Here is a 24,308-nt window from a genome sequence, read left to right as displayed (position 1 = left end):
CGCGGTCGAAGCGGCCGCACGCGCGCACTTGCTCGCCGCCGGCCTGCGCGCGGTCGCGGCGAACGCCAACTACCGCTTCGGCGAACTCGACCTGGTGATGCTCGACGCCGCCGTGCTGGTGTTCGTCGAAGTGCGCTACCGCCGCGACGATCGCTACGGCGGCGGAGCGGCCTCGGTCGACGCGCGCAAGCGCCGCAAGCTGGTGCTGGCGGCGCAGAGTTTCCTCGCCGCGCATCCCCGCCTGGCCGACAGCGCCTGCCGCTTCGACGTGGTCGAGGCCGACGGCGACCCCGCCTCGCCGCGCCTGAACTGGTTGCGCGATGCCTTCCGCGCCGACGATCTCTGAGACGACCGTACCATGCCGACCGTAATGACTCACGCCGTGGTTCCCCTCGCCCTGGGCTGGGCGCTGGGCTCGCGGGTGATCGACCGTCGCCTGCTGATCGCCGGCGCGCTCGCCGCGGTGTTGCCGGACGCCGACGTGGTCGCGTTCAAGCTCGGCATCGCCTACGCCGACGACTTCGGCCATCGCGGCGCCAGTCATTCCTTCGCCTTCTCCACGCTCGTCGCCGCGCTCGGCGCGCTCGCCTCGCGCTGGCTGCGCGCACCGCCATGGACCGCGGCCGCCTGGTTGTTCGTCTGCACCGCCTCGCACCCGTTGCTCGATGCGCTGACCGACGGCGGCCTCGGCGTCGCCCTGTATTGGCCGTGGTCGGACCAGCGGATCTTCGCGCCGTGGCGGCCGATCGAGGTCTCGCCGATCGGCGCGCGTTTCTTCAGCGCGCGCGGCCTGCAGGTGCTGTGGTCGGAGGCGCGCTGGATCGTGTTGCCCGCGCTCGCCGCCGGCGCCCTCGGCGCGGCCATGCGGCAGTGGCTGCCGCGTTCGGAACGCGCCCGATGACCGCCCTGCCCGACGAGTTGCAACGCGAGTTGTCGGGGCTGCTCGGCGAAGGCTGGTTGACCGACCCCGGCGAACGCCTCGCCTATGCCTACGACAACTCGCGCCGGCAGGCGATGCCGGACGCGGTGGCGCTGCCGCGCGCGCGCGAGCAGGTGCTCGCGCTGGTGCGCGCCTGCCGCCGCCATCGCGTGCCGGTGATCGCGCGCGGCCGCGGCACCAACACCACCGGCGCCTCGGTGCCGGTCGCCGGCGGCGTGGTGGTCTCGTTCGAACGCATGAACCGGATCCTCGAGATCCGCCCGGGCGACCGTTGCGCGATCGTCGAACCCGGCGTGCTCAACGGCGATCTGCAAACGGCGCTGAAACCCCATGGCCTGTTCTGGCCGCCGGACCCGACCAGCGCCGCCTTCAGCACGGTCGGCGGCAACCTGGCCTGCAATGCGGGCGGGCCGCGCGCGGTGAAATACGGCGCCAGCCGCGACAACGTCCTGGCGCTGACCGCGGTGACAGGCGCCGGCGAGCTGATCGTCTGCGGCACCGCGACCACCAAGGGCTCGACCGGCTACGACCTGCATCGCCTGTTGGTCGGCAGCGAAGGCACCCTGGCCCTGATCGTCGAAGCCAGCCTGCGCCTGACTCCGGCCGTGCCGGCGCGTGCGGCCTTGCGCGCGATCTACCGCGACGTTTCGGCGGCGTCGCAGGCGGTGGCGCGGCTGATGGCGCAGCCGGTGACGCCGTCGATGCTCGAATTCATGGACGCCCATGCCGTGCGCCTGGCGCGCGACGTCGGCGGCGCCGACCTGCCCGCGGACGCCGGCGCCTTGTTGATGATCGAGGCCGACGGCGACGCCCAGACCCTGCCGCATTCGATCGCGGCGCTGAAACGCGCGGCGCAGGGCGACGGCCTGATCTCGCTCGACGACGCCAGCGACGAAGCCGCACGCGAAAAACTGTGGGCCGCGCGCAAGGCGCTGTCGCCGTCGCTGCGCACCTTGGCACCGGGCAAGATCAACGAAGACGTGGTGGTGCCAGTGTCGCGCATTCCCGAACTGGTCGACGGCGTGCAGGCGCTGGCCCGCGAGTTCGACCTGCCGATCGTCTGTTTCGGCCATGCCGGCAACGGCAACCTGCACGTCAACCTGCTCTACGACCCGGCCGACGACGATCAGAAAGCGCGCGCCCACACGGCGATGTCGAGAGTGTTCGCCCTGGCCCTGGCGCTCGGCGGCACCTTGTCCGGCGAGCACGGCATCGGCTTGGCCAAGCGCGAGTTCATGCCGCAGGCCATCGATGCGGCCACCCTGGCGCTGATGCGTCAGGTGAAGACCGTGTTCGATCCCGACGGCATCCTCAACCCGGGCAAGCTGCTGCCGGACGCCTGAGACTCGCGCGCATCGATGTTCTCGCCGACGCGGCGCGCCGATCGGCCTGCCGGGCGTCGCCGCTCAGGACACGAAATGCTGATACCCGCGACGGCTCGGCTGCCAGGCCGACCCGTCGGGCGCGCGCACCCGCAGCCCGGGCTCGGCTTCGATCACGCCGATCACCGTCGCCGGGGTGCCGACTGCGGCCAAGGCCTGCGCGATCGCCCCGCGTTGCGCTGGCGCCGCGGTGAAGCACAGCTCGTAGTCGTCGCCGCCGCCGAGCTGCAGGCCCCAACGCGCAGGGCCTTCGCAGGCCGCGGCCAAGGCCGGCGAAGTCGGCAGCGCACCGGCCTCGATGCGCGCGCCGAGCCCCGATGCGGCGCAGACATGGCCCAGGTCGGCCAGCAAACCGTCCGACACGTCGATGCCGGCATGGGCCAGACCGCGCAAGGCGCGGCCCGCACTCACTCGCGGGGTCGGCCGCTGCAAACGTTCGCGCAGGCGTTGGTTGTCGGTGGCCGGGTCGCCGGCGCAGCGCCGCACGGCGGCCTCGCGGTAGGGCGCGATGCCGGCCAGGGCCAGCGCCGCGGCGGCGTCGCCGAGCGTGCCGGTGGCCCAGATCTCGTCGCCGGTCTGCGCGGCGTCGCGACGCAGCGCAGCGCCCGGCTCGACGAAACCGAGCACGGTCACGCACACCGACAAGGCGCCGCGGGTGGTGTCGCCGCCGACCAGGGCCACGCGGTGCTCGGCGGCGAGTGCGATGAAACCGTCGAGAAAGCCGTCGACGAAGGCCTCGGTCTCGAAGCCGGCCTCGGCCGGCAAGGACAGCGACAGGGTGCACCAGGCCGGGCTCGCGCCCATCGCGGCGAGGTCGGACAGATTCACCGCGAGCGCTTTCCAGCCGATGTCGGCCGGCGCGGCGTCCTCGGGGAAATGCACGCCGCGGTTGAGGGTGTCGGTGGCGACGACCAGTTGCCGGCCGGGCGGCGGCTGCAGCAAGGCGGCATCGTCGCCGATGCCGAGCAGCACGTCCTCGCGCGGCGCCAGGCCGGCGCCGATGCGGGCGCGAATGCGGGCGATCAGGTCGAACTCGGCTGCGCTCATCGCGGTCTCGTCGCTGTGCGCGCTCGCCATCGAGCGCTCGGCAATCCATCTCGCTCGGACGTTGCGCGGCAACGCCCGAAAGGTTCGCTCAGCGCTTCTTCGACGCGGCGAACTCGGTCGCGCGCCAGTCGGCGGCGGCATGGTCGAGCACGCCGTTGACGTAGGTATGGCCGTGTTCGGCGCCGAAGCGCTTGACGGTCTCGATCGCTTCGTTGATCACCACGCGATATGGCACGTCGAGGCGATGGCGCAGCTCGTAGGCGGCGATGCGCAGCGCGGCGCGTTCGATCGGGTCGACCTGTTCGACGTCGCGGTCGAGGAACGGCGCCAGGGCCACGTCCAACTCTTCCTGATGCTTGTCGACGCCGCGCACGAGGTCTTCGAAATAATCGAGATCGGCGACTTCGTGGGCCTGTTCGTGGGCGAACTGGCCGATCACGTTGCTGACCGTGGCCCCCGACAACTGCCAGGCGTACACGGCCTGCAGCGCGCGGCGGCGGGCGCGCGAACGCGCTACGGGGTCGATTCCATCCTGACGACGGCGGTTCATGGCAATTGCCCCAGCAGATGGCTCATTTCGAGGGCGGCCAGCGCCGCTTCCTCGCCCTTGTTGCCGTGATTGCCGCCGGCGCGGGCCTCGGCGTCCTCGTGGCGTTCGACCGCCAGCACGCCGTTGGCGATCGGCAGGCCGTAGTCGAGCGAAACGCGCATCAGGCCGTCGGAGCAACCGTCGGCGACTTGTTCGTAATGGCGGGTATCGCCGCGCACGACGCAGCCGAGCGCGACCACCGCGGCGTGCTGGCCGGCTACGGCCAGGCGCGCGGCGACCACCGGCAGTTCCCAGGCGCCGGGGACGCGGACCACGTCGATGGCGTCCTCGGCGACGCCGTGCTCGGCGAAGGTCTTGCGGGCGCCGGCCACGAGGGTGTCGGTGATGCGCGGGTTCCAGCGGCTGGCGATGATGGCGTAGCGCGCGCCCTCGGGGCTGCGCAGGTCGCCTTCGTAATGGGGCATGAGGGGGAATCGGCTGGACGAAAGGGATAGTTTAGCGGCTGGGGCCGGCCGGTGCCGGGCGCCGGGACGCTTCGGTCCGCGGCGCCGCCCTGGCGGGCCGGCCGCCGAGAGCGGCCGCCGGCCTCGCCGGGCTCAACCGAGCTTGGCGATATCGACGTATTCGACGACTTCCAGGCCGAAGCCGGCCAGGCCGATCTGCCGGCGCGGGGTGCCGAGCACGCGCAGCTTGCCCAGGCCGAGATCGGCCAGGATCTGGCCGCCGGCGCCGTTGCGCCGCCACTCGGCCAGCGCATGGCCACGGGTCGGCACCGGCGCGACGGTCTCGGCGGCCTCGTCGGCGGATGCCGCGTCCTGCGCCGCCTCGCCCGCCGCCGTCTCGCGCACGCGCGCCAGCAGGCTGTCGGCGTCGGCGTGATCGGCCAACACCACCAGCGCGCCGCTGCCTTCGCGGGCGATCGCCGCCAGCACGTCGCCGACCGCCGGGCCGAAGTCCGGCCGGCGCCAATGCAGGGCGTCGGCGAGCGGGTTCTGGATATGCACGCGCACTAGGGTCGGCGCGTTCGCATCGGGCTCGCCGCGCTGCAGGGCGAAATGCAGCGCGTGGGTCAGGCGGTCGCGATAGCTCAGCAGGCGGAACGGGCCGTGCTCGGTCTCGATCGTGCGCGCATCGACGCGCTCGACCGTGTGCTCGGTGGCGAGGCGATAACGGATGAGTTCCTCGATCGAACCGATCTTGAGCCCGTGCTCGGCGGCGAAAGCTTCTAGTTGCGGGCGCCGCGCCATGCTGCCGTCGGCGTTGAGCACCTCGACCAGCACGCCGGCCGGCTCCAGGCCGGCGAGCAAGGCCAGATCGCTCGCCGCCTCGGTGTGGCCGGCGCGGCTGAGCACGCCGCCGGGCTGCGACATCAACGGGAAGATGTGGCCGGGCTGGGCCAGGTCGGAGGGCTTGGCGTCGGGCCGCACCGCGGTGCGCACGGTGTGGGCGCGATCGTAGGCCGAGATGCCGGTGGTGACGCCCTCGGCGGCTTCGATGCTGACGGTGAAGTTGGTGTGGTGCGAGGAGGTGTTGTCGCGCACCATCGGTCCCAGGCCGAGCTGCAGGCAACGCTCGCGCATCAGCGACAGGCAGACCAGGCCGCGCGCATGGGTGACCATGAAGTTGATGTCGGCCGGGCGCACCAGCTCGGCGGCCATGATCAGGTCGCCTTCGTTCTCGCGGTCTTCGTCGTCGACGATCACGACCATGCGGCCGGCGCGGATTTCCTCGAGCAATTCGGGGACGGTCGCGAAATTCATGCGGCGGCTCCGGCAGCGTGGGGGTCGGTTCGATCGGAACCGAGTTGGTCGGAACCGAGTTGGTCGGAGCCGAGTTGGTCGGAGCCGGTTTGACGGGCGCCGAGCAGGCGCTCGACGTAACGCGCGACCAGATCGATTTCCAGGTTGACCGCATCGCCGACCGCGGTCTGCGCGAACGCGGTGTGCTCGACGGTGTGCGGGATCAGGGCGACTTCGAAGCCGTCGTCGTCGACTTCGTTGACGGTCAGGCTGACCCCGTCGACGCAGATCGAGCCTTTCTTGGCGATGTAGCGCAGCAGCGCGGCCGGCGCGCGGAAACGCCAGCGCTGGGCGCGGGCGTCTTCGTGCACGCTCAGCACCGCGCCGACGCCGTCGACGTGGCCGCTGACCATGTGGCCGCCGAGGCGGTCGGTCGGGCGCATCGCCCGCTCCAGGTTGACGAGGGCGCCGTGCTCGAGCGCGCCGAGCGTGGTCAGCGACAGGGTCTCGGTCGACGCGTCGGCCTCGAACCAGTCCTCGCCGAACGAGATCACGGTCAGACACACGCCGTTGACGGCGATGCTCTCGCCGAGCCTGGGCGCGCTGAAGTCGAGGCTGCCGGTGGCGATGCGCAGGCGCACGTCGCCGCCGAGGTCCTGGCTGGCGGCGAGCGAGCCGACGCCTTCGATGATGCCGGTGAACATCAGCGGATCTCCTGACGGAGCGCCGCTGCGATATCGCGATGGAAGTGGGTCATGAAACGTTTCCCGCATGTGGTGAGCGAAAAACGCCTCAAGGCATGGGCCAGCGCGCGACCCGCGGCGGCGCCGCGGATTCGGTGCTCCCGGCTCTTGCGAGCGCGAGCCGTGCATGGCCGTCTTCTTTCATCCGGACTGTGACCGTCGGCTCCGGCATCGGACCGGATCTGCTGACCCTGCGGGCCGGGTCCGGGACGTGACCGCCTTCGGAACCGTGGCCTGCAGGCGCTCGCGGGCTCGCGCGTGACCGCGCCTACCGCCGGTGGGGAGTTTCGCCCCGCCCTGAAGACGTTACGTAGTGAAGCGCCGGCGAACCGGCGGGCGCAGTTTAGCACCCGGGCCGGGGCCGGCCGGTTGTCCGCCTCGGCCGGCTGCGGATGCACTGTTCCGCCCATGGCGCCGCGGCGGCGGCAGGTGTGGCCGGGCTTGGCCGGGTCTGGCGGGCCTGGCCGGCACGGGCTTCAGGCATACTCGTAAGAAAGACTCGGATTTCCGGCGCTCGCCCGGAGCATCCGCAGGCAGCGCAGGCCCACGGCCCGCCACGCCCCAATCAACTCGCTTCCACCCAGTGCGCTTCCGCGCCGGCACTCAATCCGGCTTGCGCCGCAGATGCAGGAACAGCGGCCATTGCACGGTCCGCACGTCGCCCGACGCGCCCCAGGCCGCCGACAGCGCCGGTCCGTGCCGCGCGACCGGGTCTTCGCCGGTCGCCGCGCGGCAGCGTGCGGTCGCCGACATGCTGTTCAAGTAGCCGAGAAAGCGCCGCAGCCCCCACTCCGCTTCCAGCCACAGCGCCGGCGCCGGCAAGGCCGGGAACGGCCACTCGTAACCGGCATAACGCTGTTCGATCTGGACCCGCTCCGGCGGCCAGTGCTCTTCGATCTGCTCGCGGAAGTCCGCGACCGCGCCGACCATGCCTTCGGGCGCGATGAAATCGCAGTAACCCCAGGCCGCGAGCACGCCGCCCGGTGCCAGCACGCGCTCGCACTCGGCGAAGAAGCGCTCGCGCTCGAACCAGTGCAGCGCCTGCGCGACCGCGATCAACTGCACGCTGGCGTCGGCCTGTTCGGTGCGCTCGGCCGGCTCGATCGCCAGGCTGACGTTGCCGCTGCCGCGCAGCGACGCGTCGTGCGCCCAGTGTCGTTCGATCTGTTGCGCGCTCGGCTCGGTCGCGTGGACCTGGGCGAAGCGCGCCGCCAGGCCGCGCGTGGCCTGGCCGCTGCCGCAACCGGCCTCCCACACCCGCGCGCTCGCCGGCACCTGCGCCGCGATCAGCTCGAACAAGGCCTCGGGATATTCCGGCCGCGCCGCCGCATAGCTGCCGGCGAGCGCGGAGAAATGGTCCTTGAATGCGTTTTGATTCATGAGGGAGGTCGAGGGGTGATCAGTGAGGAGTGAGCGGAGCCGAAGCGCGGCGAAGCTTTCGCCCGCTCCCCGCTTCCGTTGTCGAGCTTGCGGCAACCGGAGAGAATGAGGAGTGAGGAGTCAGAAGTGGGCAAAGCGGCCCCGCCGGCGCTCTCGCTTACTCCACACTTCTCGCTGCTAGTTCCTAGTTCCTCCACTTACCCCTGCCGCGGCTGCAACAGCACCCGCGTGTCCTCGCCGAGCCGGCGCAGGTCGACCAGATCCAGGCGCAGTTTGTCCTTCATCGCCTCGATGCCGAGGCCGTCGAACAGGGGTCGCGCGCTTTCGCCTAGCAATACCGGGGCGACGTACAGCAGGACCTCGTCGACCCAGCCGCCGGCGAGGAAGGCGCCGGCCAGGGTCGCGCCGGCTTCGAGCTGGATTTCGTTGACGCCGCGCTCGGCGAGCAGCTTGAGCACCGCTTCCAGGTCGAACCGGCCCTGGCGCATCGGCACCGCCGCGTGCTGGGCGGCGAAGCCGCGCGGCGGCTTGGCGTCGGGGGCATGCAGGTACAGGGTCGGCGCATCGCCTTCGCGCACCCGGCCGCGCGCGACCGTGGCCAGGCCCGGGTCGAGCACCACGCGCAGGGGCGCGACGAAGGCGGTGTCGTCGCCGAGGCGCACGGTCAGCGAGGGGTCGTCGGCGAGCACGGTACCGGCGCCGGTCACGATCGCGCCGGCGCGCGCGCGCCAGTGCTGCACGTCCAGGCGCGAAGCTTCGCCGCTGATCCACTTGGATTCGCCGCTGGCCAGCGCGCTGCGCCCGTCCAGGCTGGTCGCCAGCTTGACCCGCAGCCACGGCCGGCCGCGCTCGATGCGCGACAGGAAACCGCGGTTGAGCGCGCGCGCCTGCGTTTCCATCAAACCGCTCGCGACCTCGATGCCGGCCGTCTGCAAGCGGGCGAAACCGGCGCCGTCGACCTGCGGAAACGGGTCGCGCATCGCCGCGACCACGCGGCCGACGCCGGCTGCGATCAAGGCCTCGCTGCACGGCCCGGTGCGTCCGGTGTGGGCGCAGGGTTCCAAGGTCACGTAGACGGTCGCGCCGCGTGCGCGATCGCCGGCGGCACGCAAGGCGTGCACTTCCGCGTGCGGCTCGCCGGCGCGCTCGTGCCAGCCTTCGCCGACGACTTCGTCGCCGTGTGCGATCACACAGCCCACCAGCGGATTGGGCTTGGTTGTGTACGCGCCTTTCTCGGCCAGGCGCAGCGCGCGGGCCATGTGCAGGTGATCGATGGCGGAGAAGGGCATGGTCATGGCGTGCGCTTGAAGTGGGTGGCGTCGGGGAAATCGGAAATCAGGCTGCGGTCGGCTTGCAGGGTCAAAGTCATCACCCCGCCCTCGCCCGCGTCGGTGGTCTGTGCGTCGAACTCGATCAGGTACAGCAGCCTGGTAGGACCGTCCACGCCCAGCCAGCGCTGCGTATCGGGCTGTTCGGGGAAGCGTACGCCGATCGCTTTCACCGCGGCATCGGCGGGCAAGGCCTCGAACTCGAAGGTCCCATCGTCGCCGCGCACCGGGCTTTGCTCGATCGTCCGGCCATCGGCCAGTCGGAGCAGTCCCCTGGCGTCGCCCACCGCCAAACCGTAGCGCGGGTCGTACACCTTCAGCCGCACCGTCTCGCCGGCGCGTCGCGGCCGATGCGCCCACCAACGCCCCATCGGCAGCAAACCCGCATCCACCGCCTGCTGCAGAGTGTCGATGCCGCCGCCGCGCACCCGGTCCAGATCGGTGTCGGTCAACGGCGGCGGCAACGCGCGCCTGATGCCGTTCTCGCTGTCGAGCGCGCGCTCCATGAGCACGACGGTCTGCTCGCTGCGTTGCCAGCAGCCGGCCACGTCCAGGCCCGGGGTCGGTACCTCGCGCATACGGAAGCTGCCGTCATGGTTCAACTGCAGGCTCGGCCTGGCCTTGGCTTCGGTACCGGCATAAGCCCCCGCCAGCGCCGCGTCGGCGGGCGCGCAGGCGGCCGCGAACGCCGCTGGGGACGCGAAGCCGGCGATCGCGGCGAATGCGCCGGCACGAAAAGCGGCCATCCGATGATTCATCGCATCCTCCGGCAAACCACTGTCAATGCCGCACATAGCGGCCGGGTATCCGCGGCGCGATCAGGCCGCCCTCGTCGCGGGTCAGGATCAATTGTTCGAACGGCGCCGGCATCGCTGCGGCGCTGTCCAGGCGTATCGCGAAAATGCGGCCCTGGCTTTCGTCCAGCGCCACGGTTTCGCGCGGGCGATCGGCCGGTTGTAGGATCGCCCGGGTCAGCCGCACCCCGGGACGCTGCACCGCCAGAGCCCAGCCGCCCGGACCGGTCTCGGTGCGCTCGCTGCGCCCGTCGGAATACACGAACTCGACGCCGATCCCCTGCGCCCGATAGCCGCGCTGCGGGTCGCCGATCACGACCGCGTAGCCGCCTCGTCCCTCGGCCCTGGCCGCCGGGTCCAGGCAGCGCTCGCGGTCGAATCGCGGCGCGGGCAGCTTCGGCATGGCACGGCCGGCCGTCGCGTGCAACGCGGCGGCCTGCTCCAACCGCTGCAGATAAGTGCGCACCGCGATATCCGCCGCCACTTGGTCCTCATCGAGCGCGCCGTCGTCGAGCAGGCCGTCTTCCTCGGCGCCGGCCTCGGCCGCAGCCTTCGCGGCCGAGGCCGCATTGTCCGGCGTCGCCGCCTGCCAGGCTTTCGGCCTGGTCTGCGCCGCCGTCGCTTCCAGCGCCAGCCGCGACTGTTCGAGCGCCGCCAACGCCGGCGCCAGCGACGCCACCGCGGCGCTGCGGCCTGCTGCATCGGCGGGCCCCGCCTCGGGCAGGCTGGCCGCAAGCAGCTCGGCGTATTCGACCCCGGAGCCATAGGTCTTCAGGTAACCGCAGGCCGCCTCGATCAGGGCCTGCCGTCGTTCCGCCGCGTACTCGTCCAGGCGCTTTTGCGCGTCCGCAGTCCAGGCGACGGTCTGATCGAGTGCGAACACCGGCGCCTCGACCGCGGGCGTATCCGTGCTCAACACGATGCCGTCGCCGCCCACGTTCCACTGGCCGCCGGCGGACTGGACCGTCGCACCGTCGCTGAGGCTCCACCGGAAACGGCCGTCGCGCTGGAGCACCAGTTCCGAGACGGCCTCGTCGGCGTCTTCGAGGAAATAGCGGCCGGCGAGCGCCGCACGCTGGCGATCCTCGATCGGATCGGCGGCCGGGGCCCGGCACGGCAGCAGGGCCAGGCCCAACCAGGCGAGCACCGGCAGTGCGGATCGGTATGCCTTCAACATGCGCGAACTCCTTTCGCCGCGTAACAAAGCCCTGCCTCGGCAGGGAAGCTCAGCGCTTCTTCTTGTCCGGGCGCGGCTCGTCGTCGCCGAGCAAGGGCAGTTGGCCCTCGCCCGGAATGTCGCGCTCGAGCCGGTCGAGTTCCTCGCGGAAATCGGCGACGTCCTCGAACGAGCGATAGACCGAGGCGAAACGCACGTAGCCGACATGGTCGAGCTTGCGCAGTTCGGCCATGACGAACTCGCCGACCCGGCGCGAGGCGAGCTCGCGCTCGGCGGTCATGCGCAGTTGGTGGACCACCGCGCGCACCGCCGACTCGATCTGTTCTTCCGAGACCGGCCGCTTCTGCAGCGCGCGGTCGAAACCGGCGCGTAGCTTGCGCGCGTCGAAGGCTTCGCGGCGGCCATCGCCCTTGATGATGACCGGCAGCTTGAGCTCGATCGTCTCGATCGTGCTGAAACGTTCCCCGCACGCCTCGCAGACGCGACGGCGGCGGATCGTCGCGCCGTCGTCGGACACGCGCGAATCGATGACGCGGGTGTCCTGGTGCTGGCAGAAGGGGCAATGCATCAGCGCTCCACCCGGGACTCGGGACTCAGGACTCGGGACTCGGATAAAAGTTCGGCTGCGCGTTGCGGTCGTCGCCTGACGATATGCTCAGACTCGGGACTCGGCGCTTCGCCGAGTCCCGAACCCCGAACCCCGAGTCCCGAGGGCTTACTCATACACCGGGAACTGGGCGCACTGCTTGGTCACGTTCTCGCGGACTCCGGCGATGACCTTCTCGTCCTTCGGGTTGTCGAGCACGTCGCAGATCCATTCGGCCAGGGCGACGCAGTCGGCTTCCTTGTAGCCGCGGGTGGTGACCGCCGGGGTGCCGATGCGCAGGCCCGAGGTCACGAACGGCTTTTGCGGGTCGTTCGGCACGGCGTTCTTGTTGACCGTGATGTGGGCCTGGCCGAGCGCGGCTTCCGCGTCCTTGCCGGTGATGCCCTTGCCGATCATGTCGACCAGCATCAGGTGGTTCTGCGTGCCGCCGGAGACGATCTTGTAGCCGCGCGCGATGATGGTCTTGGCCATCGCCTGGGCGTTCTTGACCACCTGCGCCTGGTATTCCTTGAATTCCGGCTCCAGCGCTTCCTTGAAGGCGACCGCCTTGGCCGCGATCACGTGCATCAGCGGACCGCCCTGGATGCCCGGGAACACGATGCTCTGCAGCTTCTTGACCAGGTCCTCGGACGGGTCCTTGGCGACGATGATGCCGCCGCGCGGGCCGCGCAGGGTCTTGTGGGTGGTCGAGGTGACGACGTGGGCGTGCGGCAGCGGGCTCGGGTACACGCCTGCGGCGATCAGGCCGGCGACGTGGGCCATGTCGACGAACAGAAGGGCGCCGACCTTGTCGGCGATGGCGCGGAAGCGCGCCCAGTCGACGACCTGCGAATAGGCGCTGAAGCCGGCCACGACCATCTTCGGCTTGTGCTCGACCGCCAGGCGCTCGACTTCGTCGTAATCGATCAGGCCCTGGTCGTCGACCCCGTACTGCACGGCGTTGAACAGCTTGCCGCTGGCGTTGACCTTGGCGCCGTGGGTGAGGTGGCCGCCGTGGGCCAGGCTCATGCCGAGGATGGTGTCGCCCGGGTTGAGCAGGGCGAAGTACACGGCCTGGTTGGCCTGCGAGCCCGAATGCGGCTGGACGTTGGCGTAATCGGCGCCGAACAGCTGCTTGGCGCGGTCGATCGCGAGCTGCTCGGCGATGTCCACGTATTCGCAGCCGCCGTAGTAACGCTTGCCCGGATAGCCCTCGGCGTACTTGTTGGTCAGCACGCTGCCCTGGGCTTCGAGGACGCGCGGGCTGGCGTAGTTCTCCGAGGCGATGAGCTCGACGTGGTCTTCCTGGCGGCGGACCTCGGCGGCCATGGCCTGGGCGAGTTCATCGTCAAATCCGGCAATACGGGTGTGGCTCGGGAACATTACGCGGCCTCGGGAGGGGAGAGAACGGACGGGAGGGAGGGGGGAACCTCGCATCAGGCCGGGCCGTGTGGATCCGCGGGCGGGCTTGACGTAAGACTTGAAATGTTAGCCTAGGGGCGTATGGCGGCCAACCGCCAAAGCGGGGCTGCCGCCGGCCCCGGCGCCGACGGACAATACAGCCTGCGCGCTCCGTCGCCCCCCTTGCCTCGCCCCTGGATGTCCCGACCGTGAAATGGGTCTTCGTTTTCCTGTTCCTCGCCAGCGCGGTGTACGTGCACCTGCGCGGCCGCGTACGCCACCGTCTTGGCCGCCAGTTGCTCGACCATTCGACCTTCATGGCGCCGGTCAACGTGCTGATGTACGCCTGCTCGCGCGTGCCGACCACCGCCTTCCTGAGCCCGGACCAGCATTTCCCCGAGCTCGAACCGCTGCGCGCGCGCTGGCGCGAGATCCGCGCCGAGGCCCTGCACCTGCGCGCGATCCAGCAGATCAAGGCCGCCGACGGCTACAACGACGTCGGCTTCAATTCGTTTTTCCGCCGCGGCTGGAAGCGCTTCTACCTGAAGTGGTACGACGACGCCCACCCCTCGGCGGCCGAGCTGTGCCCGGTCACCACCGAGCTGCTGCGGCAGATCCCCGGGGTCAAGGCGGCGATGTTCACCGAGCTGCCGCCCGGCGGCGAGCTGCGCCCGCACCGCGACCCCTATGCCGGCTCGCTGCGCCTGCACCTGGGCCTGGACACGCCCAACGACGACGCCTGCTTCATCGACGTCGACGGCACCCGCTACAGCTGGCGCGACGGCGAATGGACCATGTTCGACGAGACCTATATCCACTGGGCCCAGAACGGCTCCGGGCAGAACCGCATCATCCTGTTCTGCGACATTGAACGGCCGATGCGCTGGGCCTGGGCGCGCGGCCTGAACCGGTTCATCGCCAAACACCTGATCGCCGCGGGCGCCTCGCCGAACATGGAAGGCGACAAGACCGGCGGCATCAACCGCCTGTTCAAGTACTTCTACGCCCTGCGCCTGAAGGCCAAGGCCCTGCGGGCGCGCAGCAAGGGCACCTATTACGCGCTCAAGTACGCCCTGGTCGCCGGCGTGATCGCGCTGATCGTCTGGCTGTAAGCCATCGGCGAAGCTGAACCCAGGCACGCAGGGCGCTCGAGTTCCGGCCCCGCCCGCAACGCGCCGATCCGGCCGCCGAACCGCTCCAGCGGGCCTTGCCGGCTCGGTTGAGGGTTTCGGCGGTTCCCCGTCCGTTCCCTCCGCCCTATCCCGCCGGCCTTCGCGCTGGAACGCAGCCAGCGCCTGCGGGATAATCGCGGTTTCCCGCCCCGCCCCAGGCCGCCTCGGCCCGGCTCGGCGCGTCCATGCTTCGGAGCCCGCATGCAATACATCTACACCATGAACGGCGTCAGCAAGACCGTGCCGCCGAAGCGTCAGATCATCAAGGACATCTCGCTGTCGTTCTTCCCCGGCGCCAAGATCGGCCTGCTCGGCCTCAACGGCGCAGGCAAGTCGACGGTGCTGAAGATCATGGCCGGCGTCGATACCGATTTCAGCGGCGAAGCGCGTCCGGCCACCGGCATCAAGGTCGGTTACCTGGCCCAGGAACCGCAGCTCGACCCGACCCAGACCGTGCGCGAAGCGGTCGAAGTAGGCGTCGGCGACGTGCTCAGCGCGCAGGCCGCGCTCGACAAGATCTACGAGGCCTACGCCGAGGAAGGCGCCGACTTCGACAAGCTCGCCGCCGAACAGCAGCGCCTGGAAGCGATCCTCGCCTCCGGCGATGCGCACACTCTCGAACACCAGCTGGAAGTCGCCGCCGACGCGCTGCGCCTGCCGCCGTGGGACGCGATCATCGGCAAGCTGTCGGGCGGCGAGAAGCGCCGCGTCGCGCTGTGCCAGTTGCTGCTGCAGAAGCCCGACATGCTGCTGCTCGACGAACCGACCAACCATCTCGACGCCGAATCGGTCGAATGGCTGGAACAGTTCCTGGCGCGCTACACCGGCACCGTGGTGGCGGTGACCCACGATCGTTACTTCCTCGAAAACGCCGCCGAGTGGATTCTCGAACTCGACCGTGGCCGCGGCATTCCGTGGAAGGGCAACTACACCGCGTGGCTGGAGCAGAAGTCCGAGCGCCTGAAGCAGGAAGAAAACACCGAGAAGGCGCGCCAGAAGGCGCTGGCCAAGGAACTCGAGTGGGTGCGCAGCAACGCCAAGGGCGGCCGCAGCAAGGGCAAGGCGCGTCTGGCCCGCTTCGAGGAACTCAACTCGGTCGAGTACCAGCGCCGCAACGAGACCAACGAAATCTTCATTCCGCCGGGCGAGCGTCTCGGCAATTCGGTGATCGAGTTCAAGAACGTCTCCAAGTCGTTCGGCGACCGCCTGCTCATCGACGATCTGAGCTTCATCATTCCGCCCGGCGCGATCGTCGGCATCATCGGCCCCAACGGCGCCGGCAAGTCGACGCTGTTCAAGATGATCACCGGCCAGGAAACCCCGGATAGCGGCGAGATCGTCAAGGGCCCCAGCACCAAGATCGCCTACGTCGACCAGAGCCGCGACAAGCTCGAAGGCAACCACAACGTCTTCCAGGAAGTCTCCGGCGGCGCCGACATTCTCAACATCAACGGTGTCGAGATCCAGTCGCGCGCCTACATCGGCCGCTTCAACTTCAAGGGTCAGGACCAGCAGAAGATGGTCGGCTCCCTGTCGGGCGGCGAACGCGGCCGCCTGCACCTGGCCAAGACCCTGCTGCAGGGCGGCAACGTGCTGCTGCTCGACGAACCGTCCAACGACCTCGACGTGGAAACCCTGCGCGCGCTCGAAGACGCGCTGCTGGAGTTCCCGGGCTGCGCGGTGGTCATCTCGCACGACCGCTGGTTCCTCGACCGCATCGCCACCCACATCCTCGCCTTCGAAGGCGATTCGCACGTGGAGTTCTTCCAGGGCAACTACCGCGAGTACGAGGAAGACAAGAAGCGTCGTCTCGGCGAAGAAGGCGCACGCCCGCACCGCTTGCGCTTCAAGGCATTGAAGTAAGGCCCCCAGGGGCCGCCCGCGCCTGGCGCGGGCGGCCTTGGCGAAGTCCGATCCCGCGCACACGGGGGTCGATGCGGCGCGGTTTCCCGCACTCGGCCGCGGACGGCGCGATCCGCGCCGGCGCGAGCCAAATCATGCGCGCAGGCCGAGCGCCACCGCCGGGCCTCCGCCACCGACCGAGGAGCGCATCATGACCGTCGAACACGCCCACGAACTCGAAGGCCTGCGCCGCGCAGGTGCCCTGGTGTCCGGCATTCTCGCGACCATGCGCGAAGCCGCGGTGGCCGGCGCGGTATCGCGCGACCTCGATGCGATCGGCGCGGAGATGATGCGCGCCGCCGGCGCGCGTTCGGCGCCGGCGCTGACCTACGATTTTCCCGGCGCGACCTGCATCAGCATCAACGCGGTCGCCGCGCACGGCATTCCCGACGCCAGCGTGTTGCGCGACGGCGACCTGATCAACATCGACGTCTCGGCCGAGCTCGACGGCTACTTCGCCGACACCGGCGGCAGCTTCGTGGTCGGCTCCGCCAGCCAGGCGCAACAGCGCCTGCTCGACGCCACCCGCGAAGCCCGCGACGCGGCGATCGCGCAGTTGCGCGCCGGCAACCCGATCAACAGCATCGGCCGCACCGTGGAAGGCATCGCTGCGCGGCGCGGTTTCCGGGTGATCCGCAACCTCGGCAGCCACGGCGTCGGCCGCTCGCTGCACGAAGCGCCCGGCAGCATTCCCGGCTACTACGATCCGCGCGACACCCGCCGTCTGCACGACGGCATGGTGATCACGATCGAACCTTTCCTGGCCACCCATTGCACCCGGGTCGACGAAGGCGACGACGGCTGGGCGATGCGTTGCCGCCGCGGGTATGCCGCGCAGTTCGAGCACACCGTAGTCGTTACTCGTGGGGCGCCGATTGTGGTGACTTGAGGGTTGGGGACTCGGGACTCGGGGCTCGGGGCTCGCGGAAGTAGGAAGTAGGAAGTAGGAAGTAGGAAGTAGGAAGTAGGAAGTAGGAAGTAGGAAGTAGGAAGTAGGAAGTAGGAAGTAGGAAGTAGGAAGTAGGAAGTAGGAACGATACGGTGCGGGGCGGTTGGGACGGGAGGTTCCGCGCCGCATCGAGTTGAAACAGATTTACTGCAATCACCATCAGGAATCGCATCGATGAGCTTCATGCAGGCATTGCGTCAACGCTGGCAACAGGCCGGCACTCTGGTCTGCGTCGGTCTCGACCCGGAACCGGCGAAGTTTCCGGCGCGTTTCGCCGGCGACGCCGATGCGGTGTTCGCCTTCAATCGCGACATCATCGACGCCACCGCGGAGTACGCCTGCGCGTTCAAGCCGCAGATCGCCCACTTCGCCGCGCTCGGCGCCGAAGACGCGCTGGCCCGCCTGGTCGCCTACGCGCACGCGAACCATCCCGGCATCCCGGTGATCCTCGACAGCAAGCGCGGCGACATCGGCAGCACCGCCCAGCATTACGTCACCGAAGCCTTCGACCGCTACGGCGCCGATGCGGTCACCGCCAACCCCTATCTCGGACGCGACTCGGTCCAGCCTTTCCTCGACCGCGCCGACCGCGGCGTGGTGGTGCTGTGCCGCACCTCCAACCCCGGTGCCGGCGACCTGCAGGATCTGGACGTCGCCGGCCGCCCGCTGTACCAGCACGTCGCCGAGAAGGTCGCGCGCGAATGGAACGGCCACGGCAACTGCGCGCTGGTGGTCGGCGCGACCTGGCCGTCGCAACTGCGCGAAGTGCGCGCGATCGTCGGCGAGGTGCCGTTCCTGGTGCCCGGCGTGGGCGCGCAGGGCGGCGACGTCGAGGCAGTGGTGACCAACGCCAAGACTGCCGACGGCACCGGCCTGATGATCAGCAGTTCGCGCGCGATTCTGTACGCCTCCAACGCAGACGACTATGCCGCCGCCTCAGCCGCGGCAGCGAAGTCCCTGCGCGACGAGGTCAACCGTTACCGCTGAGCCTTGGTCCAGCGCGCGCCCGCCACGCCGGGGTCAGCTCGCGAACACCTGCAGCCCGCCGTCGCGGTGGATGAACAAGGCGCGCGAGAGGTTGTAGCTCGACGACAGCGCGATCTCGCCGGCGATGTCGCGCAACGAGGCGACGCTGTCGTCGTCCTCGCTGCCGCACAGCATCAGCTCGTCGCGCGCGGCGATCGCGAACACCGGCTCGCCCTTGACCTCGATGCGGTCGCGCCAACGATCGAACAGCAGCACCATGCTGGCGTCGTAGTTGCGGTCGAGCCGGGCGACATAGCGCCCGCCGCCGCCCTGCACGTCGAGTTCCGGCAGGAACCGGGTCAGGTTGTCGAGCGCCTGGGTGTACAGGCTTTCGCGGTCGAGACCGCGCCGCTCGGCCTCCGACGGCGACAGGAAACTCATCGAATCCGGGGTGTCCTCGACATAGGTCAGGACCAGGTCGCCGGCCAGCGGCTCGACGATGAAGGGCAGCATCGACTCGGTGCCGAATGCGCGCGCCTGCTGCAAAGCGGTCTCGTGCCAGCCGCGCGTCTTCAGCACCGGCAGGATCACCGTGTTCGCGGCCTCGGACCCGCTGGCGAAATCGCTCTGGATCGCGCGCGCGCCCGCCAGCTGCTCGGCGAAGATCGTCTCGAGCTGCTGCGGCACGCCGAGATAGCGCAGATAGCTGTTGCCGAGAAAATGAGTGGCCTTGAAGCCGTCCGGCAGGCTCCAGTCGACCCGGGTGTCGGCGGTCGCCGCACCGTGCCCGATCTCGACCCGGGCCTCGGGCCAGGCGGTACGCACCGCCGCGGCGTAGCGCTCTGCGAAAGTCACCAGGTCCATCGGTGCCGCCTGTTGCGAACTCGCGGGCTTGCCGCCGAACCACTTGCTGAAGATGGACATCACCGACTCCCTGTCGACTGACCGACCCCCTGTGGTCGTCCGACCGACTATACGGCCGGGCCCGAGCCGGCAACGTCGCCGCGCTGCATTTTCCGACTGGCGGCACACGCCCCGAGCGAGCGCCGCTCCAGATACGTGCGTGCCGAGTACGACCGCACCGTTGGCCCGGCGCGACCGCATGGCATTAGGCTGTGGCCATGGCCGCCATCGACACCTGGTCCCGCAGACGTTTTCTCGCCGCCACCGGTGGCCTGGCCCTCGGCGCGCTGGCGCCGGGTTTCGGCTCCGCAGGGGCCGCGCCCGCGGCGGCGTCACCGCGGTCGCGCCTGATCCTGCTCGGCACCGCCGGCGGCCCGACCCCGAAGTCGCTGCGCGCGGCGCCCGCGCAAGCGGTGGTCGTCGACGGCGCGGTCTACATCGTCGACTGCGGCAACGGCGTCGCCCGGCAGATGGCCCTGGCCGGGCTGCCGCTCGGCGCGATCCGCGAGGTCTTTCTCACCCACCACCATTCCGACCACAACGCCGACTACGGCAATCTGCTGTTGCTGGCCTGGGCCGCCGACCTGCGCCGGCCGGTCGGCACCTGGGGTCCGCCGCCGCTGGCGCGCATGACCCGGCGCTTCCTGCAGCTCAACGCCGAGGACATCCGCACCCGCGTCGCCGACGAAGGCCGCCCGCCGCTGGCGCCGCTGATCCGCCCGCACGAACTGCGCCGCGGCGGCGTGGTGATGCGCGACGAGCGGGTCAAGGTCACCGCGGCCCTGGTCGATCATCCGCCGATGGCGCCGGCCTTCGCCTACCGTTTCGACTGCCCGGACCGCTCGATCGTGTTCTCCGGCGACACCCGGCCTTCGCCGGCGCTGATCGAACTCGCGCGCGGCGCCGACGTGCTGGTGCACGAGGTCATGTACCTGCCCGCGCTGGAGCGGCTGATCGCCAGCGAAGCCCAGGCCGGCCGTTTGCGCCAGCACCTGCTCGACAGCCATACCACCACCGAGCAGGTCGGCCGCCTCGCCACCGAAGCCGGAGTGAGGACCTTGGTGCTGAGCCATTTCGTGCCGGGTGGCGACCCCTCGCTGACCGACGAGGTCTGGCGCGACGCGGTCGCGCCGTATTACGCCGGGCGCCTGGTGATCGGGCGCGATCTGATGGAGCTTTGAGGTGCGCGTTGAACTCAAGCGCTTGAGTTCGCTCCGGCCCTCCCCCCAACGCCTCTCCCGCGAGCGGGGCTAGAACGTCATCGCGGACGACCGAAGCGTCGGTACTTCGTTGCAGGCAAGGCCAGGCTTTTCCCTTCTCCCCCAACGGCAGAAGCTGCGCGCAGCACGGATGAGCGCGCGCTCCTGGATTTCACCGCGCGAACGTGCGGACTGGAAGCAGCCGGAAACCGGCCGCGATGCGCAGCGTCGCGGCTCAGCGCCACCACGCCCGCAACGCCGCGATCGGAAAACGCCCCCAGATCGCCGCGAACACGCCGATACGCACCAGCGCGCCGCGGCGCGAGGCCTCGAACTTGCGGAAGTAACGCCAAAGGCCGCGATGCTTGTGCCACTCGACGAAGAACGGCCGCGAGCGGCTGGATACGCCGCGCACGTGCACGACGCGGACGCGGTTGGCGACCGCGACGACCGCGCCGGCTTCGCGTACCCGCCGGCACAGGTCGAGGTCTTCGGCATGCAGGCGGTAGCCCTCGTCGAAGCCGCCGATACGCGCGAACAGGCGCCGGGGCATCAGCATCAGCGCGCCCGAGGTCGCCTCGACCTGTTGCACGGCCAGGGTGTCGTCGGGCGCGACCGCCATCTTTGGCGCCGCCCACGGGCGCAGCAGGCCGGCCAGCATCGCGCCGAAATCGGGGTCGCGGCGGCGCACGGCGACGTCGCGCTCGCCCTGCTCGTTGATCAGGTCGGCGCTGAGCAAGACCTCGCCGAGCGGCGCCGCCAGCGCATGCAATTGCAGCAAGGTGTCGCGTTCGACCATGCAGTCCGGATTGACGAACACCAGCCAGTCGTCCTGCTCCGTCGACGGCTCCAGGTCGGCCGCGCCCTGGTTGCAACCGACCGAGAAGCCCGGATTGTCGGGGTTGGCGATGAAGCGCAGGCGCGGGTCGGCGGAGGCGTGGCGCTGGACGATGTCGAGAGTGCCGTCGTCGGACTGGTTATCCACCACGCGGATCGCCCGGACGCCGAGGCTGTTGCGCAGCCGGCTCAGGCATTCGTCGATCGTCGCCGCGCTGCGGTAGCTGACCACGATCGCCTTGAGCGCAGGCTGGTTGGGAGCCGGCTGGTTGGGAGCCGCCGCGCGCTCGTCGGCGCCCGGATGCGCCTGGCCGGGGTCAGAGGAAGAGATCACGTTGCGGTTCCGGTGGGCCGACGCGTTCGAGGCGGTCGGCGAGTTGTTGGCGCGGCTCGCGCAGGGGGTCGTGCATGAGGAAGTTCGCCAGGCGCGCGTGCCAGTCCGGCCAGCGCGCGGCCAGCGCGTCCATGTCGCCGTCGCTGGGCCGGCCTTCGCCGCCGCGAGCGACATAAGCGGTATCGCACAACACGTTGCGCCAGCCGAGCCCGGACAGGCGCAGGGACAAGTCGGTCAGCGCCGCATACCAGGAGCCGTAGCTCGCCGCATCCAGGCCGCCGGCGCGGCGGCGGGCGCTGCCGCGCAGCAGCACCGCGTGGCCGATCGCGGCCGGCAGTTCCGGGTACAGCGCCGGCATCTGCTGCAGGGCCCGCGACAGGCGGTCGGCGTCTTCAGCGTCCGGCAGGGGCGCGATCTCGCCGATCCGCGGCCAGGCCGCCGCTTCGCCGGCGTTGCACCAGGGCGTGGCCGAAGCGATCGCGCCGTCGGCGGCCAGGCAGGCGCTCAGTCGCGACAGCCAGCCCGGCGCGGGCACCGCGTCGGGGGCGAGCACGGCCACATCGGCGTCGCCGCAGACGCTCAACACTTCGTCCAGGTGAGCGACCTCGCCGAGGCTGCGCTGCCGGCGGCTGTAATCGGCCTTGAGCGCGGTGCGCTGGAGCCAGCGTTCGACGATGGCGTAGCCGCGTGGCCCGGCGCGGGCGTCGTCGGCCAGCCACACCCGCGCACCCGGCGGCGTGCACAGCTCCAGTGCGGCGAGGCAAGCATCGAGTGCGTCGTCGTCGGCACCGACCGGCACTACGACGATGGGCAATTCAGTCATGGCGGGGTTCTATCACGAAGCCGCATGGTCCCATAGCCGGCCGGGCAAGGGAGCGTTCGTCGGGGCGGTCGTGGGCGGCGGACATGGCTTGAACTATTCGACCCGAGGCCGGGGCACGGTGGCGTGGGCGCGGCGCCACTGGCCCGCAGACAATTGGGGACCAGGCGACGGTCCGCAGAACGACCGAGCCGGCAAGGTGCGTGGCCCCGAAAACAATGGGGCCGGCAAACCGGCGGGCCCCGCAAAGCGATGGGGCCGGCGAGCCGGCGGGCCCTGCAAAGCGATGGGGCCGGCGAGCCGGCCCCAGGCAGACACCGCAGACACCGCGCAGCCAGGCTTACTTCTTCTTGGGCTGCAAGGGTTCCATGGCGCGGAAACGACGGCTGTATTCGTCGGTCAGGTTGCGCGACTCCTGCGGGTTGCGCACCAGGGTCGGGGTCAACAGGATGATGGTCTCGCGACGCGTGGTCGCCGACTTCTGCTTACCGAACAGCGCGCCCAGCACCGGCACGCGGTTCAGGCCCGGCAAACCGCCCGAGCTGCGCCGGGTTTCGTCGGCGATCAGGCCCGCCAGCAACACCGTCTCGCCGCTCTGCACTGCGGCCTCGGTCTTGAGCTTCTTGGTGTTGATGGTGACGTTGGTGCTGGTGTTGTTGAGCGGTGCGCCGACCGAGCTGACTTCCTGGACGATGTCCAGGAACACCATGCCGTCGCGGCTCACCCGCGGACGCACCTTGAGGATCACGCCGGTGTCGAGGTACTGCACTTGGCTGACGGTGTTGTTGTTGCCGGTGCCGGTGTTGACCGACACCGATTCGATCGGAATGCGCGTGCCGACGTTGAGCGTGGCTTCGGCGTTGTTGCGCACGAATACCGAAGGCGTCTGCAGGACATGCACGTCGGTGACCGAATCCAGCGCCGAGAGAACCGCTGCGGCATTGTTCTTGATCAGCGACCAAGACAGGCCGTTGCCGCTGACGCCGCCGATGCTCGCCGCCAAGGTGCTCCACTTCGGCGGCACCGCCGGATTGGTGCTGCGGCTGAGATCGCCGAAACCGTTGTCGATGGTGGCGCGGTCGAGGAACCACTGCACGCCGTATTCGAGCACGCCGCCGAGTTCGACCTCGGCCACCTGCGCCTCGATGTGCACCTGCATCGGCATCACGTCGAGCTTGTCGATCACGTTGCGGATCGACTTCCAGGCCTGCGGGCTGCTGCGCACCAGGATCGAATTGGTTTCCTCGACCGCCGATACGCCGACCTTGGAGCCATCGACCTCAAGGGTGACCGAGCCGTTGCCGGACTGGCGCGAACCCAGCGACGCGCCGCCGCCGAGGCCGCCGCCGCTGGAACTCGAACCGCCGTCGCTGCCGCTCTTGCCGATGTCGGCGCTCGAGGTGCCATTGTCGCTATCGCGCAACTCGACCGATTCCAGGCCGGGCATCAGCGAAGGCGGGCCGTTGTCGCCGCCGCCGTTGCCGCTGCGGTTGGAGCCGTAGACTTCGGCGAGGCGATCGGCGAGGTCCTTGGCCTTGATGTATTTGAGTTCCAGGGTGAACAACTGGACGTTGTCGCCTGCGCTGTCGATGCGGTCCAGCCAGTCCTTGATGTCGTCGAGGTAATCGGCCTGCGGTGTGATCACCATGACCGCGTTCGCGCCTTCCAGCGGCATGAAGCGGAACATGCCCGAGACCGGCGACTTGCTCTGCTCGCCGAACACTTTCTCCAGGTCGGCGACGACCTTGGTGGCTTTGCCCGACTGCAGCGGGAACACGCCGACCGACATGCCCGACAGCCAGTCGACGTCGAACACTTCGATCGTGCGCAGATAGTTTTCGAGCTCGGCGCGGGTGCCGCCGACGCTGATCACGTTGCGCGAGTTGTCGACGGTGACGATCGCGTTCGGACGCGCGTACGGCTTGAGGATCTTTTCCATCTCGGTGGCCGAGATGAACCTCAGCGGCACCGTGCGCACCTCGAAGCCGCGCGCGGCCGTGGCCGAACCGGTGCGCGGCGCGACGTTGCCGGCCAGGGCCTGGTCGGACGGGACGATGTTGTAGCGGCCGCCGGTGTACACCAGGCGCGCGTTGTTCCAGCTCAGCACCATCTCGAGCAGGTTCAGCGCTTCGGCGGCGCTGACCGGTTTGGGCGTGCCC

22 protein-coding genes, 1 pseudogene and 1 riboswitch are annotated in these 24,308 nt (G+C 69.9%); of the genes and pseudogenes, 8 read left to right on the top strand and 15 right to left on the bottom strand.

The window, feature by feature from the left end; genetic code table 11:
* The 3 genes from ACSAMQ_RS14495 to ACSAMQ_RS14485 all read left to right on the top strand — a co-directional run.
* Positions 1-346, top strand: a 346-nt coding sequence (locus ACSAMQ_RS14495; protein ID WP_435396326.1) for a YraN family protein, incomplete at its 5' end; no start/stop codon positions are given.
* Positions 347-358: 12 nt separating this feature from the next.
* Positions 359-901: a metal-dependent hydrolase gene (locus tag ACSAMQ_RS14490; protein ID WP_435396325.1), complete on the top strand. Its 543-nt coding sequence runs from the start codon at positions 359-361 to the stop codon at positions 899-901.
* Positions 898-2,283 carry an FAD-binding oxidoreductase gene (locus ACSAMQ_RS14485; protein ID WP_435396324.1) on the top strand — a complete coding sequence of 462 codons (1,386 nt, stop codon included), beginning with the start codon at positions 898-900 and terminating at the stop codon, positions 2,281-2,283. The genes ACSAMQ_RS14490 and ACSAMQ_RS14485 overlap by 4 nt, the downstream gene beginning before the upstream one ends.
* Positions 2,284-2,346: 63 nt before the next feature.
* On the opposite strand, the gene thiL is transcribed toward ACSAMQ_RS14485, so the two are convergent.
* From thiL to glyA, 11 genes and pseudogenes are all read right to left on the bottom strand, one after another.
* On the bottom strand, positions 2,347-3,369 hold the full coding sequence (thiL, locus tag ACSAMQ_RS14480; RefSeq protein WP_435396323.1) for a thiamine-phosphate kinase: 1,023 nt from the start codon (positions 3,367-3,369) through the stop codon (positions 2,347-2,349).
* Positions 3,370-3,457: 88 nt separating this feature from the next.
* On the bottom strand, positions 3,458-3,919 hold the full coding sequence (nusB, locus tag ACSAMQ_RS14475) for a transcription antitermination factor NusB (protein ID WP_435396322.1): 462 nt from the start codon (positions 3,917-3,919) through the stop codon (positions 3,458-3,460).
* Positions 3,916-4,383 (bottom strand): 6,7-dimethyl-8-ribityllumazine synthase, encoded by a 468-nt coding sequence (gene ribH / locus ACSAMQ_RS14470; RefSeq protein WP_057916922.1) that lies wholly within the window; start codon positions 4,381-4,383, stop codon positions 3,916-3,918. The genes nusB and ribH overlap by 4 nt, the downstream gene beginning before the upstream one ends.
* A gap of 132 nt (positions 4,384-4,515) precedes the next feature.
* Positions 4,516-5,679 (bottom strand): 3,4-dihydroxy-2-butanone-4-phosphate synthase, encoded by a 1,164-nt coding sequence (gene ribB, locus ACSAMQ_RS14465; RefSeq protein ID WP_435396321.1) that lies wholly within the window; start codon positions 5,677-5,679, stop codon positions 4,516-4,518.
* Between the two features lie 92 nt (positions 5,680-5,771).
* Positions 5,772-6,362, bottom strand: a pseudogene (locus ACSAMQ_RS14460) (riboflavin synthase); the annotation flags it as partial.
* Between the two features lie 168 nt (positions 6,363-6,530).
* Positions 6,531-6,710, bottom strand: a riboswitch (FMN riboswitch).
* Between the two features lie 294 nt (positions 6,711-7,004).
* A complete protein-coding gene (locus ACSAMQ_RS14455; protein WP_435396320.1) occupies positions 7,005-7,781 on the bottom strand; it encodes a class I SAM-dependent methyltransferase in 777 nt (258 codons plus the stop codon).
* Between the two features lie 197 nt (positions 7,782-7,978).
* Positions 7,979-9,076, bottom strand: a complete 1,098-nt coding sequence (ribD, locus tag ACSAMQ_RS14450; protein ID WP_435396319.1) for a bifunctional diaminohydroxyphosphoribosylaminopyrimidine deaminase/5-amino-6-(5-phosphoribosylamino)uracil reductase RibD — start codon at positions 9,074-9,076, stop codon at positions 7,979-7,981.
* Positions 9,073-9,855, bottom strand: coding sequence for a hypothetical protein (locus ACSAMQ_RS14445; RefSeq protein ID WP_435396318.1), 783 nt, complete (start codon positions 9,853-9,855; stop codon positions 9,073-9,075). Before ACSAMQ_RS14445 ends, ribD begins: the two co-directional genes overlap by 4 nt.
* Before the next feature lie 34 nt (positions 9,856-9,889).
* Complete coding sequence (locus ACSAMQ_RS14440) at positions 9,890-11,080, bottom strand: hypothetical protein (protein ID WP_435396317.1); 1,191 nt, start codon at positions 11,078-11,080, stop codon at positions 9,890-9,892.
* Positions 11,081-11,129: 49 nt separating this feature from the next.
* Positions 11,130-11,648 carry a transcriptional regulator NrdR gene (gene nrdR, locus ACSAMQ_RS14435; RefSeq protein ID WP_435396316.1) on the bottom strand — a complete coding sequence of 173 codons (519 nt, stop codon included), beginning with the start codon at positions 11,646-11,648 and terminating at the stop codon, positions 11,130-11,132.
* A 147-nt stretch (positions 11,649-11,795) separates the two neighbouring features.
* On the bottom strand, positions 11,796-13,049 hold the full coding sequence (glyA, locus tag ACSAMQ_RS14430; protein ID WP_435396315.1) for a serine hydroxymethyltransferase: 1,254 nt from the start codon (positions 13,047-13,049) through the stop codon (positions 11,796-11,798).
* A 227-nt stretch (positions 13,050-13,276) separates the two neighbouring features.
* Between glyA and lpxO the strand changes: the two genes are divergently transcribed.
* The 4 genes from lpxO (at position 13,277) to pyrF (ending at position 18,077) form a co-directional block, all read left to right on the top strand.
* On the top strand, positions 13,277-14,179 hold the full coding sequence (gene lpxO, locus ACSAMQ_RS14425) for a lipid A hydroxylase LpxO (RefSeq protein ID WP_435396314.1): 903 nt from the start codon (positions 13,277-13,279) through the stop codon (positions 14,177-14,179).
* A 261-nt stretch (positions 14,180-14,440) separates the two neighbouring features.
* A complete protein-coding gene (gene ettA, locus ACSAMQ_RS14420) occupies positions 14,441-16,102 on the top strand; it encodes an energy-dependent translational throttle protein EttA (RefSeq protein ID WP_435396313.1) in 1,662 nt (553 codons plus the stop codon).
* Positions 16,103-16,292: 190 nt separating this feature from the next.
* Positions 16,293-17,030, top strand: coding sequence for a type I methionyl aminopeptidase (gene map, locus ACSAMQ_RS14415; protein ID WP_435396312.1), 738 nt, complete (start codon positions 16,293-16,295; stop codon positions 17,028-17,030).
* Positions 17,031-17,264: 234 nt separating this feature from the next.
* Positions 17,265-18,077 carry an orotidine-5'-phosphate decarboxylase gene (pyrF, locus tag ACSAMQ_RS14410; protein WP_435396311.1) on the top strand — a complete coding sequence of 271 codons (813 nt, stop codon included), beginning with the start codon at positions 17,265-17,267 and terminating at the stop codon, positions 18,075-18,077.
* Positions 18,078-18,110: 33 nt separating this feature from the next.
* On the opposite strand, the gene ACSAMQ_RS14405 is transcribed toward pyrF, so the two are convergent.
* Positions 18,111-18,980, bottom strand: coding sequence for a hypothetical protein (locus ACSAMQ_RS14405; protein ID WP_435396310.1), 870 nt, complete (start codon positions 18,978-18,980; stop codon positions 18,111-18,113).
* A gap of 197 nt (positions 18,981-19,177) precedes the next feature.
* Here ACSAMQ_RS14405 and ACSAMQ_RS14400 point away from each other — a divergent pair, with 197 nt between their 5' ends.
* Positions 19,178-20,140 carry an MBL fold metallo-hydrolase gene (locus tag ACSAMQ_RS14400; RefSeq protein ID WP_435396309.1) on the top strand — a complete coding sequence of 321 codons (963 nt, stop codon included), beginning with the start codon at positions 19,178-19,180 and terminating at the stop codon, positions 20,138-20,140.
* Between the two features lie 253 nt (positions 20,141-20,393).
* Here the strand turns inward: ACSAMQ_RS14400 and ACSAMQ_RS14395 are convergent, their stop codons facing one another.
* The 3 genes from ACSAMQ_RS14395 to gspD all read right to left on the bottom strand — a co-directional run.
* On the bottom strand, positions 20,394-21,329 hold the full coding sequence (locus ACSAMQ_RS14395) for a glycosyltransferase (protein WP_435396308.1): 936 nt from the start codon (positions 21,327-21,329) through the stop codon (positions 20,394-20,396).
* Entirely contained in the window at positions 21,313-22,152 is an 840-nt protein-coding gene (locus ACSAMQ_RS14390) for a glycosyltransferase family 2 protein (protein WP_435396307.1), read from the bottom strand. The genes ACSAMQ_RS14395 and ACSAMQ_RS14390 overlap by 17 nt, the downstream gene beginning before the upstream one ends.
* Before the next feature lie 337 nt (positions 22,153-22,489).
* Positions 22,490-24,308: type II secretion system secretin GspD (gspD, locus tag ACSAMQ_RS14385; RefSeq protein ID WP_435396306.1), on the bottom strand; the 1,819-nt coding region annotated here is incomplete at its 5' end.

The organism is Lysobacter sp. 1R34A (genome assembly GCF_051217035.1).
Classification (GTDB): domain Bacteria; phylum Pseudomonadota; class Gammaproteobacteria; order Xanthomonadales; family Xanthomonadaceae; genus Lysobacter.
The sequence above is the reverse complement of the archived record's forward strand: the minus strand, read 5'-3'. Positions and strand labels throughout refer to the sequence as shown.